A 16802-nucleotide genomic window follows, 5' to 3' on the forward strand; every position below is an offset into this window, starting at 1 on the left:
ATATGCAGATATTAAAGGTGAGGCAACAGCCGAACAGTACAAGGATCTAATTACTCTACTATCTGTAGATTGGAGTGTTGGTCGTGAAATTTCATCGTACACTGGTACAGCGATGGACCGCGAAGCAAGTGCAACACGTCTATACGATTTGACGATCACTAAGCTTCAAGACCGTTCATCACCGGACCTATTTAAAGAAGCTACCATTGGTAAAGGTAAACCAGCGGTATTCCACATCACCAAGCAAGGTGAAAAGGTAGAAGAGATCATGAAAATCGAACTTACCGATGCAATGATTTCAAACTACTCTGTGTCAATCCAGGACGATCGTCCAATTGAAACAATCACTATTTCTTACACTGAAATGATGATGACAGTTACACCTACTGACGATAAGAACAACACATCTGCGCCATTAGTATATGGCTACAGCGGTGTTAAAGGTCAGCAAATGTAATTGTATTGCGGGAAGAGCTTTCTTCCCGCTATTTTATAAAGAAGTATCTAATGAAAAAAGCATCTCAGAAAAATAACTTTATACGAATTTCTTCACCATTTGGGAGTGATACGTTAATTCTTAATTCCTTTGAATATAAAGAGACTGCATCCCAACTTTTTTCATTGTATGCTCATGCTTATTTTAACGACCAACATGAGGAATTGAATAACATCATTGGAAAAGAGGTCTTGATCACGATGGATAATCATCCATCTGTTAGCGCTAAACCTCGTTATTTCCATGGGGTTGTATCTAGAGCCAGATTAACTGGTTCAAGGGTTACTACAGTTGAGCATGGTGAGAATTACAAAAACATAGATTTGTATATCGAGCCTAAAATTCGATTTTCTGATTACCGCACTAACTGCCGTATTTTTCAAAATAAAAGCATAGAAGAAATAATTTCATTGATTCTATCAGAACACGATGTTGAGTTCAGTTTTAAAACTCTAAGAAGTTACCCCAAGTATGCGTATAAAGTTCAATATGACGAAACTGATCTGGCATTTATAGAGCGGTTACTGTCTGAAGAGGGAGTTGCTTATTGCTTTTCGCATACAGAATCTTCCCATGTTATTGAATTTTTTGATGACGCTGATTACTACGAGTCAGGGGAAGAGTTCTTTGTTAATCATTCAACAGGTACGAGTGAAGTAAGCCACATTAGTTCATGGAATGAGACCCAAACACTGACGACTAAAAAAACATGTAAAGCAGGCTTTGATATGCTTAAGCCTTTGTCTCATCCGATGCACCAAGCGAATGGAAAGAGTGAATATTTTTCGGTACCAGTTAGTGAGCACTATGAATATCTCGCGGAAACTGAGACTAAAGATGATTTTTCCTTACGCAATAAGCATGCAATTGAATCGTTACAACAAGATGCTTATCAATGTAGTGGTGAAGCAAGTTGCAGAACCTTTACTGTTGGTAAATTATTTAAATTTAAAAAACATGAAGATGTAAGCCGTGTAGGTAAAGAGTTTGTCCTTTCTTCGGTTTCCATGTCTGCATCAGTGCTCAATCAAACCGGGCAAGGTGGGACGTCAGCTCAAGGTTTTAAAATGTCTTTCCACTGCGTCGGTTCAAAAACCATGCTTCGTCCAAAAACTCATATTCGAAGACCTCAAGTTAGAGGTCTTCAAACCGCGATTGTTACTGGAAATGAGGATGGTGAGATTTACCTTGATAAGCATGGACGAATTAAAGTTCAGTTTCATTGGGATAGACAAGGTAAATATGATGCTAACAGTTCATGCTGGATTCGCGTTGCGCACGCGAGCGCGGGTAATGGCTGGGGTAGTATTTTCCACCCAAGAGTTGGTCAAGAGGTCATTGTCGATTTTGTTAATGGCGACCCGGATCAGCCTATAGTTACCGGCTCTCTTTACAATGGAACTCAAGAGACACCATACAAATTACCGGACCAAGCTTCTCAAAGTGGTTACAAATCTCGCTCTGTACAGAAAGAGGGAAATAACTTCAACGAGCTTCGGTTTGAAGACAAGCCTGGTGATGAGCATGTCTACTTACACGCAGAAAAGCTGTTTCAAATGGTAGTCGAAGACTGTGCAGATATTTCTATAGAGAACAATAAAAAAGAAAAAGTCACCAATGAATTGCGCCAAGAAGTGGGTAAAAGTGCCGACCTTAAAGTAGGTGAGAATCAATCTTTAGATGTTGGTAAGGCATTATCAATTAATGCAGGAAAAAGTATTGAAATTAAGGTTGGTGGGGCGTCGATTCAAATGTCGAGTTCTGGCGAGATCAATATTAAGGGCAATAAGATCTCGATTAATGGCTCTGCCATCGCACTAAAAGCCGGGCAAATTTCTCTTAATTAAGGCGCGAAGAAATGGGAAAACCAGCAGCAATAATAGGTAGCTTTCACATATGTCCCAAAAAGACAGGGAAAATTCCTCACGTCGGAGGACCTGTCATAATGGGGTCTCCAAACGTAAAAATCACAGGTCTTCCTGCAGCACGAAAAGGCGATAAGCTAATTTGCGTTGGCCCACCAGATAGTATCTCTTCGGGGTCTTCTAGCGTGAAAATCAACGGGAAACCGGCAGCACGGCTAGGGGATTCGACATCTCACGGCGGTAAAATTTTAGTCGGCAACCCAACGGTAGTCATTGGTGGATAGATGGGGCTTATGTTTCAGCCAAGCTTGTGTTTGTTGGGAGACCAAGAATTTTCAATATCTCAGCTCACTAATCATACGTTAAAGCCGTCAGAATTCTCTGTATCGAACTTTGAAGAGATCGACTCTCTCTCTATTATTGATACGCTTGATTCTTATTCTAACTATCTGAGCAAGTGGGATATTTCAGGTCATGTTTTCTTGTTGCTGCCAAATATCACCGATAAGAACATTCTGCGAAGAGTTATCGCTTCGTTTTTGTCGATATTTAGCAAAGTCGAGGCGGATAAAATTGCCCTTTATCCATATGGTAATGCCTCTTTTTTGATGGCTCTTAACAGTATTGAACGCTTGGTCAAAAAAAATAACTCAGTGTGGGTCGTCGCTTTAAACGCAATCGATTCAGTATATGGTCTTGATTCGTTAGTTATGGCGCGTTGTTCCATGGGGCATAGAGGACTACGTCCTTACAAGGTTGCTGTTGATTTGGACTTTGAAGGGACTGATACGGCGACATCAAATATCACTAAACAATTGGGGCTTGTTTGTACCCATCTTCTAGACGAACTCGCTCTGTCTATAGAAGGAGAAGAGCCAGTATGGCTGGAGTCTATTCAGTTCTTATCTCCTTGGATAACAGCGGATACTTCCTATCAGCTAATAGATTCGATCACGGGTCCCTTAGGTCCTTGTAATGGTTTATTAAAAGCGCTCTGTGTTTACCAGCAGCAAGCAAATAGAAACATATCAAATTATTGCGGATTGCAAATTGACGTTGAACGGTATGGATATGCCGTAGGCGTTTTGTATCGCTGGGTTAATGAGTAACTTGAAGAGATGAACTTACAACGGATTGTCAAACTTAAAGCGTTAAGTGGTGCCGTATTTTGCTTTTCTCATCAACGTTTAAATGTTGGTATTGAAAAAGAATTTGGCACCGAAAACTGTGCAGCGGTTTTTATTGAGCAATTTCATTTTGCATCATTGGATGACCTAAGAGAAATCGCCTCTTGGACGAGTAAAGAAGTGTCATTTGCTCATGAGTATGAAGATAAAGGCATAGAAGAGCTCGACCAGCTACTCGCTAAAGGGTTATTTGATCGTGTTTTGTTTGTATCAGAACTGCCTAAGTTACTCCCTAAAACATTCTATCCACCAACGAATATTCCACAACCTGTCGCTCTAAAGGCGTCAAAAGGTGCGAGGGTATTGTCGCGTTCTGAACGTGTTAATGCGAGCAGTTCTGTAAGTCTCTCTCCTCAAGATGAAAGCAGTAAACGTCATGTTAAAGCTGGCGATCCCGTGTCGATGGTGACAGGTGAAGAACACTTATCTTTAGTGGATGTTAGATTACCTTTTCATTTGACGTGGTTACGTACGTATCGCTCTTCTCTCTGTGATACGAGTACATCTTTAGGCTTTGGCTGGAGGCATATATTTCAATACGAGCTAATGGATGTATTAGATGAAAAGTCTAACGTGGTAGGTTGGCTTTTTATGGATGAAGTAGGAGACACGATTCAATTTCCTAGTGTGGAGATCGGCGGAATTAGTTATCAAGCTTATTCTGGTGCAAGCTGCCTGTTCCACAAAAATGGTTATCGACTCGTGTCATTGAGAAACGAAGTTCAAATTAAGTTTTATTTGAAAGACGAGTTGTGGGTCGCACGTGAAGTTCGTCTGGGTCACATGAAAACCGTGAACCTTGAATACTCTCGCAATCACAGAGTGGTTGGAGTCAGTGTCAACCAGAAACCAAAACTTGAACTTCAGTACGACGAACATGGATTGCTTGTAGAAATCAGAACCCCCAAAACAAACCACGTGTTAGCAAAATATGATTACGATGCAGGTAGTCGCTTAATCTGTGCCAAGAACGAAAACGGTCTCATAGAAAAGTATCAATACAACGACTCGAACCTACTGGTTAAGCGAACGCGAGCGACTGGCTTTTCTCATTATTTTGAATGGTTGGGTGAAGGAAAAGATGCAAAATGTGTTCGAAATTGGGGGGATGAAGGCGTCTATGACTATCGGTTTGATATCGGGTTATACGAGTCAACTTACTGGGACTCGTTAGGAAACCGATGGCAATATAAGCATGATGAAAATGGAAAATTGCTTGAATGCATAAGCCCTGAATCCAGACTTATGGCATATGAGCACGATTCTATGGGGAGGTTAGCGTGCACGACTAATCCGGATAAAAGCTACACTTTCCACTTCTACGATGAGTTTGGCTTGATGAAGCAAAAAGTGCATTCTTCAGGGGCGATCGAAGATTTTGAATACAATGAATTTGGTCAATGTATAAAGCATTGTTTTCCTGACGGTGAAGTTGAGATAAGAGAGTTTAATGCTTTAGGTCAGTTGGTCATGCACCAATACAAAAACGGGCGAAAAGAACATTCGTTGTTTGATAAACACGGTCGACAAGTAGAGCAGAACAGCGATGTTGGAACTCGTACTCAATGGTGGTGGAGTGAGGCAAACCAGCTGCTAGCAAAGAAAGTAAACCAGTGTTTGGTTCGTTATAGCTATGACGAATATGAACGTATCAATGGTATCTCTTATCCCCATGATTTGATTGCTGGTTTTGAGCGACACGAAAACAACTTACTTACCCGTTTATATTTTCAAAGTAAAAAAGATCAAACATTTCGAGAGCATCGTTACGAATATGATGATTTTGGTCGAGTTAAACAGATCTGCACGCCACGAGGTTCTATAGATATTGTTTGGGGGCATCTAGCCCAGCCAACAGCGATAGTGAAACAAGATCAGAGTGCTTTTTCTTTTTCTTATGATTCGGAAAGAAACCTGACGAGCATTGAGCGCTCGGATGGCTGCAAATATGAGTTTGAGTACACACCTGACGGTCATATAAGCCAGACAATTAACTTCGATCGAATTAAGACCAATTACACCTATGACCGAGCTGAAAGGTTAAGTCAAATATCACATTGCTCTATTCTGATCTCGTTTCAATATGATGAGCTTGGACAGGTTGCAAAAGTTAAAGCCAGTGGCAAAAATCGAAGTGTAGAGAACCATTACCAGCATACTCTAGGTGGTAAATTAACTCGCGCGCACAACCGTTTCTCTAATATTTCATATACGTATTCTGGCACGAAATTGGTGAGTGAGGAGCAGGGACGCTTTTCTTTCGTCAATCAATACCAAGATAACGGTTTACTTCGTTCTCAACGCTATGACGATGGAACAGAGGTTCTATATGAGCATGACCAATTTGGCACGGTATGTGGATTAACGATTCATTCAAACGGCTCTGAGAGAGAAGATTCAATTAAGTTTGAATACGATGAATTACAACGTTTATCGATAATCACTTATAGCGCGGGAAAAGAGCTAAGAGAGTTCGATGGAATAGGTCGCTTGAAGCGCCAAATATGGACTGGTTTCGAGCGTAAGTATCATTACAACGCGCAGCATTTATTGTCTCTTATCGTTGATAGTGAAAAGGGGGCGTTGCATTACCGTTATGATGAACTTGGGCAATTAGAAAGAGTAAAAACACAGACTTTAGAAAAGTCATATTCCTTTGACAGTTTTGGTAATTTTAATGATGAAAGTGCACAGCTAGACAATGATCGGCTGGTTGAATATAACGGCGTAAGGTACGACTACGATGAGCTAGGCAATAGAATCCGCACTCAAGGCAATGGGTGGGAACAGCATTGTGCTTATGATGCAAAAGGACAGTTAATCAGTGTCGAGACTGAAGGGCGGTTGTGTCAATTTGAATATGATGCACTAGGACGCAGAACGAAGCAAATCAGCGAAAATGGAACCACCGAGTTTATTTGGCAAGGAAGTCATCTAGTCGGCGAGTATTCGCGTTCGGGTTATCGGTGGTATCTATATCAACCAAACAGCGTAGTTCCGCTTGCTCTTATTGAAAACGGCAAGTGTTATTTTTTCCAATGTAATCAAATCGGAACCCCAGAACGTTTGGTGGACTCTAAAGGGCAGGTAGTTTGGCAAGCAACATACGATACCTTTGGATTTGCTCACGTTGAAATCGAGACGGTTAAAAACAACCTTCGCTTACAGGGGCAGTATTTCGATATTGAGACTGGTCTGCATTACAATTTAGCACGCTATTATGATCCTCAAATAGGTCGATTTATCCAACCCGATCCCCTAGGGCTGCTTGGTGGAACTAACCACTATCAATTCGCACCAAACCCTGTCTCGTGGGTTGATCCTTTGGGTTTATGTGCAAAAGAGGAGTCGCATACAGTTCTAGCGGGGCGCAACGATAATTCGCCTGAGAAGTCGGTGTACTACGCAATGGGCTCGGGGAATTATCAAGCTACAATTACTCAAGCTTCACCTAGTTACAAGCTACATGCGTATTCGTCCCCGCATCATTCAGCTTTAAGTATTAACGATGTTCATATGGCACTCGATGCCGCGGGTATGCTGCCCGGAGTCGGAATTATTCCTGACGCAGTTAATACTTTTTTGTATGGAGTAACTGGTGACTTTGTTAACGCGGGAATGTCACTTTCTGCAATGGTTCCTGTTGTCGGGCAAGGGGCTATGGCGACTAAGTATGTCAGTGAGCTCGACAAAATTGAAGGTCATGGCAATAATATCGCGGATAATGTAAGTACGCATATAGACGATTATGTGTCACGGCTTTATAGTAAAGTCACGCCTTCAAACCGACCTGCCAATCTGTTTGAAATAGAACAGACTGGGCCTCGGAACTATCGAGTCTTTGGAGGGGGGACATCAATAGACATTGATGGCTATGAAGGAACTGTAATTCTTGAAGCAAAGTTTGTTGATAAAAAGAGCAGAAGTCCTTTTATTGAAGACTCTAAGATTCCGCCATTTTTGCGTGAAAAAATTCGCAAGGAGCAAGCACATGAATTTGAACGATTTAAAGCTGTTTTAAAGGATTCTGAGGTTCCGTTTAACAAGTTGGAGGTGAGAATTAATGAGCCTCTAGCAAAGCCTTATTTTCAGTCACTAATCGAAAAATATAAAATACCAGGGCATGTTAAGGTTGTTAGGACATCAATCAAAGAGTCAGGAGGGGGATGATATGAGTAAACTATTACTATTTATTGGTGAAAATGAACAATTTGATAAAGATACCGTTGTTCAACAAATTAGAAAGATAGTAGGTGTTAGAAATGACAAAGAAGGAAATTTTATTGGCTCTGTTTTTGAGGCAGAGTACGCTGTAAATAATGAGAGTTACATTGTTCGATTGAGTGATGACCTCGAAACAATAACTGTCGATGGAATTGATGATAATAGTCTAGATTTTGTTCTTCAATTGAAAACTCTGCTCATGATACCTCTCCAAGTGGTTGACATGGATTACTCATTTCATCTGGAGTTAGCTAACGTAAACTCATTAGTTCAGCTTAAAGAAGAAATTAGGAAGGGAGTGTAATTGAATCGAGCAGTGTCTGGGCGAAAATTTTGATAATCAGGATACCACTTCTTTCGGGGAAATAATTTGTATTCTTAAAGTTGCGTCCAAAACAAACCACATGAAAAACTTACGAACTCACGATATCCGGCGGGGATCTCAGTGGCGCACAAAATCGCGCTTATCTCAGACGGATGAGCAAGCGCAACGTGCATTCGAAACTTTAGGACCAGATACCCAAATGAATGTTTCGCTGGATCGCTGCCCATTACGTGGAATCAAATAAGTTGAATGACGAATATTTTGAAATGTTTATAGAAGAGTTTGGCGAGCCGACCGAACATATTCAGGCGACTGACCAACAAGTTGAAGCATATCGAGGCATACTTCCAGATCAGCTACTTAAATACTGGCAAATGGTCGGTTTCTCTGGCTTTAACGATGGTCTATTCTGGATCACCAATCCCGCAGAATTTGAAGATGTGCTTGAATCTTTTCTCGACGATACAGAGTTCGCACACTATGACAACTACCATGTGATAGCTCGAAGCGCCTATGGTCAACTCTATTTGTGGGGAGAGCGAACAGGTGCGTCACTCGATATAGCGACACACTTAAATTGGATAATGACAAATCAAGGACACGCAAAAGACATTTCTAAAGGCGATGCTAATATTGCAATTCAAAGCTTTTTCGGTTTTCAAGATAAAGAATATATAGACGTAGAAGTTAGTTCAAAACCTCTCTTTCCGTCTGCGATTAAAAAACATGGTCCAGTGGGTAAAGAAGAAGTGATGGTGTTTACCCCTTACCTATTTATGGGGGGCAAGAAGTCCGCAGATGCTATGACCAAAGAAGATCTACATGTATTTTTACAGGTTATGGCGGATTTAGGGGGAGCCGAAATTATCGATATGGCGTCAATGGTCGGCAATGTCCTTAAAAGTCACAGAGATTAACCCGTCCTGCATAGCAAAACTCAAGCTCACGCTTTGTGGGCTCTTTTGTTTACCCAGTATCGATCTAGATAGATATCTTTTAAACAATCAGTTTGGCTGAATAGTGATCACACACAAGGCAAGAGTTCTTAGCTTAAACCCAGATATTGAAGAAGAAGTTACGCTTGAAGTTAATGGTGTCGAATTAACCTGTTTTGCCGGGGTGTGCCCCTATGAATTGTATATTGGGCAAGAATATCCCGTTGCATTTGAAATGTTGGACTTTGAATTAACAGAGCAGGAAAGTGCAGACGAAACTAGTATGACAAGGGTCGATAGTACCTATGCTTATAAGCTATTAGGTAGACTAAGCGGTGGGACCATAGACGCTGGACTTAAGATTTGTGATGATTTTTTAGAGTCTGATTATGCATATTTGGATGGTCAGTTTATTTGTCTCTGTGTCGAGCGGTTGGACGTAGAATTTTTAGATAGGTAAACCGAGTTCTTAGGGCATGTCTTTTCCCCCTAAATAATGAGCGGGTTTGTGCAAATAAATTAGGCAAAGGATATAAACGCAAATGAATAATGAAAACTCTACACTAGTTCGCTTTGTTATGAATGCTGATAAATTGAAAAAAGTACCTCATCAATCCTATAGCCTAGATGGACTAAAAAATGGTGAGTGTTTGTGTGTGGTCAATCGAGATGATTCTTGGCAAGTTGTATACAACAGTCAAGGAAGAATTACGTCTGTAACTGAATGTCAAAATGAAGAAGATGCGTATGAGGAACTATATCGCCAAATCTTAGATGCTTATGGTTGGTAGATTTGAAGAACGCACAATTAGCTCGTTTATACTTTAACTTCAGCATACGCCACAAACCACATGAAAAGCTTACGAACTCACGATATCCTAGGGGGATAATAAGATAACGCCATGTAGATGGCAGAAAGTGAATTCGAATGAAGTTTATCCATACCTCAGATTGGCATCTTGGCCGACAGTTTCATCACGTCTCTTTGCTTGACGATCAGCAAGCCGTTCTTGACCAGTTAATCCAATACATTGAAAACAACCCTGTTGATGCGGTGGTAGTTGCTGGTGATATTTATGACCGTTCTGTCCCACCAACCATTGCGATTGAGCTACTTAACAAAGTAGTGAAGCGAATCTGTGGTGAGCTAAACACGCCGATGATTTTGATTTCTGGTAACCATGATGGTGCAGAGCGCTTGGGATTTGGCTCTGAGCAGATGAAAAATGCGGGCCTTCACATTATCAGTAACTTCGAAGACATGCTTACCCCTGTTGTTATTGAAACCGAAAGCGCAGGGCAAGTGGCTTTTTATGGCATGCCTTATAACGACCCTGAGCAAGTCCGTTTTGCCTACCAAGAACCCGTTTCGACCCACGACCAAGCGCACAAGCTACTTGCTGAGAAAATCGCTGAACAGTTCCAATCAGAGCAACGCAACGTGTTAGTCAGCCACTGCTTTGTCGATGGTGCCATTGAGTCTGAATCTGAGCGTCCACTTTCGATTGGCGGTTCCGACCGCGTCAGTCACGAGCATTTCCTCAACTTTGACTATGTGGCGTTGGGGCATTTGCATCAGCCACAGAAAAAAGGCGAAGAATACATTCGTTATTCTGGCTCATTGATGAAATACAGTTTTGGTGAACAAAATCAGAAGAAAGGTTTCACGCTGGTGGAAATTGACCAAAACGGGTTTGTCTCTGCAGAGCACTTTAACCTTACTGCACCTCATGAGATGCGAATCGTTGAAGGTGAACTTGAACAAGTGATAGAGCAGGGCAAAACCGATCCGAAAAACGAAGACTACTTGTTGGTACGTTTGATGGATAAGCACGCGATCTTAAACCCAATGGAAAAGCTACGTACTGTTTACCCGAATGTTTTGCACCTAGAAAAACCGGGCATGTTGATTGGTGTCGAGCAAGAAATGGCGCAAGCGAAATTGGCGAGAAGTGAGATAGATATGTTCCGAGACTTCTTTTCGGAAGCGCAAGACGGCCAATTATCGCAAGAACAAGATCAAGCGATCAGTGACATTATCAAACAACTTTCTCAGCAAGCTCAGTAAGGACCAAACATGAAACCCATTAAACTGACAATGCAGGCTTTTGGTCCGTTTGCTCAAACAGAAACGATTGAATTCGACAAGCTGGGAACTAACCCTTTGTTTCTCATCAACGGTCCTACTGGTTCGGGTAAAACCTCGATCCTCGATGCGATTTGTTTTGCTCTTTATGGTGAAACGACGGGTAATGAACGCCAAGGCATTCAAATGCGTTGCGATATGGCAGCGCCAACGTTGCTGACTGAAGTGACGCTAGAGTTCTCGTTGCACGGTAAGTCTTATCGAGTGATTCGCTCACCAGAACAAGAAGCGCCAAAAGCGCGTGGTGAGGGCATGACGGTGCGTAAGCATACCGCAGCATTGTATGAGATTACGGACGAAGAAAAGCTCATCACTAGCAAAACAACGCAAGTAAAGACAGAAGTGACCAATATTATTGGCTTGAACGAAACTCAGTTCCGCCAAGTGATGGTGTTGCCACAAGGTAAGTTTCGAGAGTTGTTACTTGCGACATCCAAAGAGCGGGAAGAGATCTTTGGTCAGCTATTCCAAACGGATATCTACAAGAAGATTGAATATGCACTGAAAGACAAAGCGAGTGCCATTAGCAAAGCCAAAGACGAGTTTGATAACCAAATTCGAGGCGCACTGCAGGTGGCTGGTGTTTCTTCTGAAGCGGAGTTGACAGAGCAGCGCGAAGCCTTATCTGTTCAATTTGAATCTGTACAAAAGCAAGAGCAAGAATCTCTGGCGCAATTAAATGCTCTAAAAACTGAACTGCAAAAAGCAGAAGCGCTGAGCAATGAGTTTAAAAAGCGCGAGCAAGCCGAAATTGCATTGAAGCAACATTTGGAACAGAGCGATGCTGTCTCATCACGTCAATTGCAGTTAGACAATGCGAAGAAGGCAAGCAAGGTTGAGTTGCCTTATGTCACGTTACAAAGCGCCTCCAAGCAAACGCAAGAACTTGAGCAAAAAATAGCTAAGCTATCTCAAGATCTTACTGTGGCAAATGACGCGGTAAAATCCAAAGAAGGCGCATTGCAAACCGCGAAAGAACAAGCCGCACAATTGCCAAAACTGACAGAGCAGCAATACCAACTTGAAGGTATGAAAGGAAAGTTGGTTGAAAAGTCAGAGCTAGAGAAAGCCATTAATGCAGGTTTGACGCAAAAATCTGAGTTTGAGGCAACGCTTAAAAAATATATCGCTCTGAAAGAGAAGTTAACGCTAGAGGCGCAACAAGGTCAGAAGTTACTGGATCAAGCTCGAGTCGATGTTGCAAGTATTGGCACCGTAGAGGCAGAGATAAAACAGCAACAGCGTTTGATGCAAGACCTACAGAAGCTCACTGGCTTAAACCAAGAGCTAGCGAAATTGGATGCATTGACGCCTAGCAAACAAGCTTCGGTTGACCAAGCAAAAGCGCGATACGTAGAACTTCAACGCTCAGCAGATACACTTGAATTGAGCTGGCACAATGCTCAAGCTGCTGTATTGGCTCAGCGCTTACGGGCCGGTGAAATGTGTCCGGTGTGCGGTAGTGTAGAACACCCTCAACCCGCTCAATTTGTTGGTGAAGAGGTAACAAAAGAGCAAGTTCAGCGTGCTCGAAATACGGAGCGAGAAGGGCAAGTTGCGCTTAACCAATTGAGCAATCAATTGGAGCAGCACAATATCGCAGTCGGACAATACAAGCAGCAGATTGAGCAACTATCCGTTGAGCTTGGCCAAACCGCATCAATGGATTTAAGCGCGTTACAAGCGTCTATGCAGCAGCTCAGTGAACGTTTACAGCAATTGTCATCGATTAACTTGGTTCAGCTGGAACAAAGCGTCAATGAGCTAAACCAGCGTTGTGTTACTGGGGAAGGTAAGATCAATGATCTGCAAAACCAGATGGCAGCCAATGAATCGACGATAAAAGTGAACCGAGAGCAACTGGCTAAACTGTCTGCTTCGTTAGATGCCAAGTACTCATCTCTTGAAGTTCTTGAGCAAGACATTGTTGCGATTCAAAAACAGATTGCGGAGTTAAATTCCGCTTTAGAAAATGCACAAAATCATTTGCAACAAGCCGTGCTGGCGAAGACCAATATTGAAAGCCAACTGACAACCAATCAACAGTGGTTGAATGAAGCACTCGATCGTTTTAGCACAGCAAAAGCTGATTGGGAGCAAGCGTTGCAGGCTAGTGCATTCGAGGACGAAGCGCAATTCCTAGCATGTAAAGTGGATGAAGCCGAGATGCAGGTTTGGCAGCAAGAAATTGATGCGTTCAAACAAACTCAAATCAAGCTAGAACAAACATTGGCAGATTTAAGTTCAACATTGAAAGACTTGGCGTTGCCAGATTTAGAAAATCTTAACGTTAAGTTAAACAGCGTTCAGCAAAGTTACGTTGAAGCGCGTAATCAGCTTGATAGCACGCGCTCTTTGTTTGAACGTCTAGAGAAAGTCCGTAATGACATCGCGACGTTACATGACAAGAACATTAAGTTAGAAGACGAATATAAAGTGTTTGGCACCTTGTATGACGTTGCAAGCGGTAAAACGGGTAGCCGCATCAGTCTGCACCGATTTGTCCTTGGTGTGTTATTAGACGATGTATTGATTCAAGCGTCACAGCGTTTAAGTCTGATGAGCAAAGGCCGTTATATCTTGGCTCGTAAAACTGAAGGCTTTAAAGGTGCGGCAGGACGAGGCTTGGATTTGGTAGTAGAGGACAGCTACACAGGTAAAACGCGTGATGTTGCGACGTTATCAGGTGGTGAATCTTTCATGGCAGCGTTGGCATTAGCGCTCGGTCTATCTGATGTTGTGCAGTCTTACAGTGGCGGTATTCGCTTGGATACGCTGTTTATTGATGAAGGTTTTGGCAGCTTAGATCCGGAATCTTTGGATCTTGCGATTCAAACCTTGGTCGACTTACAACAAACGGGTCGCATGATTGGCGTGATTTCTCACGTATCCGAGCTGAAAGAGCAAATGGCGCAACGCATTGATGTCGAACCGTCGCGACTTGGTTCTACAGTTTCTGTGAAGTCTCAGATGGCATTTGATTCTTAATCAGTACTGGAAAATATGAATAAACAAAAAGCCCCACTAAATTACGGTGTAAAATAGCGGGGCTTTTTGGTTCTCAGTTTCGAAGCATTTATTGTTCGCAGAAGCGACCTTCTTTCGGTGATTGCGTAATCGCATATTCACCATCAAGGTTGCGATAAACAACCGTGTTCCAAACTGATCCGTCATTCAATTCAAACTCTATCGCGTAGTTCACACCACTCACAATTTGTGCATGAACGGACAAGATCTGTTTAAACGAAGCGAGAGTTTCCATTTTGTTTAGGACAAAGGCCATTGCCTTTTGAGCGTCTGGGGTAGCATCGAATTCGTTCCACCCACCTGGCATATTTCCTTGTGTATTACATACATCTGCCGAGGTTGTTGACTGTGTCGCTTCATCTTGAGTTTTTTGCTGACATCCGACAAGCAAAACCAAGATTGCGCAAGCTGACACTGTTTTTAATTTCATAAAAATAACCTCTATTTATGTAAGCCCGCATTATATAAGTTGGCGTTCCAGCCCAATGTCTACGTTGTGCAAACTTTTTATATGAACAGGGTTAAATCCTGATTAAATCGTTGCGAGCGAGCTCCAAAAAATAGATTTTGGTTAACTTTTTGCCTAATTTTGCTAGTAAGTCACGCATAAGAGCGAACGCTAATTTCCTATTCATTTCGCGTCGTGAATTAAGATCACAATTATAAAATAGACTTGGAAAACATAACTTTGCACGTGTATCTGTTTTCGCAATACAGCCATATAATCCAATGAAAATTCATTAGGCACTAATATAAAGTGCTGAATGATTGTTGTGATGAAGCAAAATGGATGAGAGGTAACACGATGAAGCAAAAAGCGCTATATCTAGCAGTAGCATTGGGTTTGAGTGGTCTTTCAAACGTAGCATCCGCTAATGAAATGGTGAATCCAGATGGCGGTGTTGTAGTCGGTTATTGGCATAACTGGTGCGATGGGGCTGGTTACAAGGGCGGTAATGCGCCGTGTGTGACGCTGGATGAAGTTGACCCAATGTACAATGTGGTTAACGTCTCCTTCATGAAGGTGTTCAATACCAGCGAAGGCCGCATTCCAACCTTTAAGCTCGATCCAAATATTGGTCTTTCAGAACAACAATTTATTGATCAAATTAGCGCACTAAACCAACAAGGACGCGCCGTTCTTATTGCGCTTGGTGGTGCAGATGCGCACGTCGAGCTGAAAACTGGCGATGAGCAAGCATTCGCACAAGAGATCATCCGCCTTACTGATAAGTTCGGCTTTGATGGTCTGGATATCGATTTAGAGCAATCTGCAGTAACCGCGTCAGACAACCAAACAGTAATCCCAGCTGCACTTCGCCTTGTAAAAGAACACTATCAACAGCAGGGCAAAAACTTCCTAATTACGATGGCGCCTGAGTTTCCATACTTAACAGAAGGTGGCAAATACGTTCCTTATATTACTGGATTAGAAGGGTACTATGATTGGATCAACCCTCAATTTTACAACCAAGGTGGTGATGGTATTTGGGTTGAAGGTGTGGGTTGGATTGCACAAAACAATGATGCGCTAAAACAAGAATTCATTTACTACATTTCAGACTCTCTATCGAACGGTACACGTGGTTTCCATAAAATTCCGCATGACAAATTGGTGTTTGGTATTCCATCTAACATTGATGCAGCAGCAACGGGCTTTGTACAAGATCCTCAAGATCTTTACGACGCGTTTGACCAACTTAAAGCGCAAGGGCAGGCACTTCGTGGCGTAATGACATGGTCAGTTAACTGGGATATGGGCACCAACAAGAATGGTCAGGCGTACGGTGAAAAATTTGTGAAGGATTACGGTCCGTTTATCCACGGTCAGACTCCACCACCGCCAAGTGAAGGCGAACCAGTGTTTAGCGGCATCAACGATGTTCGAGTGCATCACGGTAGTGCATTTGATCCGTATGCAGGTGTTACCGCATCTGATAAAGAAGATGGAGACCTAACTAACAGCATTACTGTCGAAGGTTCAGTTGATGTGAACACCGTTGGCACTTATGTTTTGGTTTACAGTGTAAAAGACAGCGACAACAATGAAACCAAGCAAAGCAGAACGGTTGTTGTTTACAGTCTTGTGCCTGAGTTTGAAGGTGTCGCGGATACAACTATCCAGCTTGGTGATGCATTTGACCCAATGGCAGGTGTAAAAGCCACGGATGCAGAAGACGGTGATTTGACTGATCAAGTTCGTGTAGAGGGCCGTGTAGATGTGAACGTTCTAGGCGTCTACAACTTGGTTTACCGCGTAACGGACAGTGCTAATCAAACTACGACAGCTCAACGCTCTGTGATTGTTTCTGATGGCGGCAGTTACCCTCCGTATGAATCTGGAAAAGCGTATGAAGCAGGTGACATTGTCACAGGTTCAGATGGCAACTTGTATCAATGTAAACCATGGCCATACACTGGGTGGTGTTCAAACCCTTCTTATGCGCCAGGTGAAACCGTTTATTGGTCAGACGCATGGGATAAGTTGTAATTAGTTCATTTGCAAGCCTCCTTCACTGGAGGCTTTTTTATGCGCGTAACTTCACATCTTATTGAACCTACACTAGAACTTTAAAGCGTAATCATTAGTATCCCGC

The 16802-nt window shown here is 42.4% G+C and carries 13 protein-coding genes; 12 read left to right on the top strand and 1 reads right to left on the bottom strand.

Annotated elements, in window-relative coordinates:
- The 11 genes from OH459_RS11615 to OH459_RS11665 all read left to right on the top strand — a co-directional run.
- The coding region (locus OH459_RS11615) for an Hcp family type VI secretion system effector (RefSeq protein ID WP_269986846.1) at positions 1 to 457 on the top strand (457 nt) is incomplete at its 5' end.
- Between the two features lie 50 nt (positions 458 to 507).
- Positions 508 to 2343, top strand: coding sequence for a type VI secretion system tip protein TssI/VgrG (gene tssI / locus OH459_RS11620; RefSeq protein WP_269986848.1), 1836 nt, complete (start codon positions 508 to 510; stop codon positions 2341 to 2343).
- Positions 2344 to 2354: 11 nt separating this feature from the next.
- Complete coding sequence (locus OH459_RS11625) at positions 2355 to 2645, top strand: PAAR domain-containing protein (protein WP_005447025.1); 291 nt, start codon at positions 2355 to 2357, stop codon at positions 2643 to 2645.
- A gap of 9 nt (positions 2646 to 2654) precedes the next feature.
- The gene (locus OH459_RS11630) at positions 2655 to 3470 is read left to right on the top strand and encodes an NAD/NADP transhydrogenase beta subunit (RefSeq protein WP_269986853.1); all 816 of its coding nucleotides are present in this window, start codon (positions 2655 to 2657) and stop codon (positions 3468 to 3470) included.
- 9 nt (positions 3471 to 3479) lie between these two features.
- Positions 3480 to 7718 carry an RHS repeat-associated core domain-containing protein gene (locus OH459_RS11635; RefSeq protein ID WP_269986855.1) on the top strand — a complete coding sequence of 1413 codons (4239 nt, stop codon included), beginning with the start codon at positions 3480 to 3482 and terminating at the stop codon, positions 7716 to 7718.
- Between the two features lies 1 nt (position 7719).
- Positions 7720 to 8076, top strand: a complete 357-nt coding sequence (locus tag OH459_RS11640; RefSeq protein ID WP_005447021.1) for a hypothetical protein — start codon at positions 7720 to 7722, stop codon at positions 8074 to 8076.
- A gap of 224 nt (positions 8077 to 8300) precedes the next feature.
- On the top strand, positions 8301 to 9014 hold the full coding sequence (locus tag OH459_RS11645) for a GAD-like domain-containing protein (protein ID WP_269986858.1): 714 nt from the start codon (positions 8301 to 8303) through the stop codon (positions 9012 to 9014).
- 103 nt (positions 9015 to 9117) lie between these two features.
- A complete protein-coding gene (locus OH459_RS11650; protein WP_029790240.1) occupies positions 9118 to 9492 on the top strand; it encodes a hypothetical protein in 375 nt (124 codons plus the stop codon).
- Between the two features lie 82 nt (positions 9493 to 9574).
- Positions 9575 to 9823, top strand: coding sequence for a hypothetical protein (locus tag OH459_RS11655; RefSeq protein WP_269986861.1), 249 nt, complete (start codon positions 9575 to 9577; stop codon positions 9821 to 9823).
- Between the two features lie 137 nt (positions 9824 to 9960).
- A complete protein-coding gene (locus OH459_RS11660) occupies positions 9961 to 11100 on the top strand; it encodes an exonuclease SbcCD subunit D (RefSeq protein ID WP_050937858.1) in 1140 nt (379 codons plus the stop codon).
- 9 nt (positions 11101 to 11109) lie between these two features.
- Entirely contained in the window at positions 11110 to 14166 is a 3057-nt protein-coding gene (locus tag OH459_RS11665; RefSeq protein WP_269986865.1) for an AAA family ATPase, read from the top strand.
- Between the two features lie 88 nt (positions 14167 to 14254).
- Here the strand turns inward: OH459_RS11665 and OH459_RS11670 are convergent, their stop codons facing one another.
- Positions 14255 to 14635 (bottom strand): cystatin domain-containing protein, encoded by a 381-nt coding sequence (locus tag OH459_RS11670; protein ID WP_009699049.1) that lies wholly within the window; start codon positions 14633 to 14635, stop codon positions 14255 to 14257.
- A gap of 375 nt (positions 14636 to 15010) precedes the next feature.
- On the opposite strand from OH459_RS11670, the gene OH459_RS11675 reads away from it, so the two are divergent.
- Positions 15011 to 16696: an immunoglobulin-like domain-containing protein gene (locus OH459_RS11675; RefSeq protein WP_239212991.1), complete on the top strand. Its 1686-nt coding sequence runs from the start codon at positions 15011 to 15013 to the stop codon at positions 16694 to 16696.
- Positions 16697 to 16802: the final 106 nt, after the last annotated feature.

It is taken from the genome of Vibrio sp. MM46 (assembly GCF_027587135.1).
GTDB classification, from domain to species: Bacteria; Pseudomonadota; Gammaproteobacteria; order Enterobacterales; family Vibrionaceae; genus Vibrio; species Vibrio harveyi.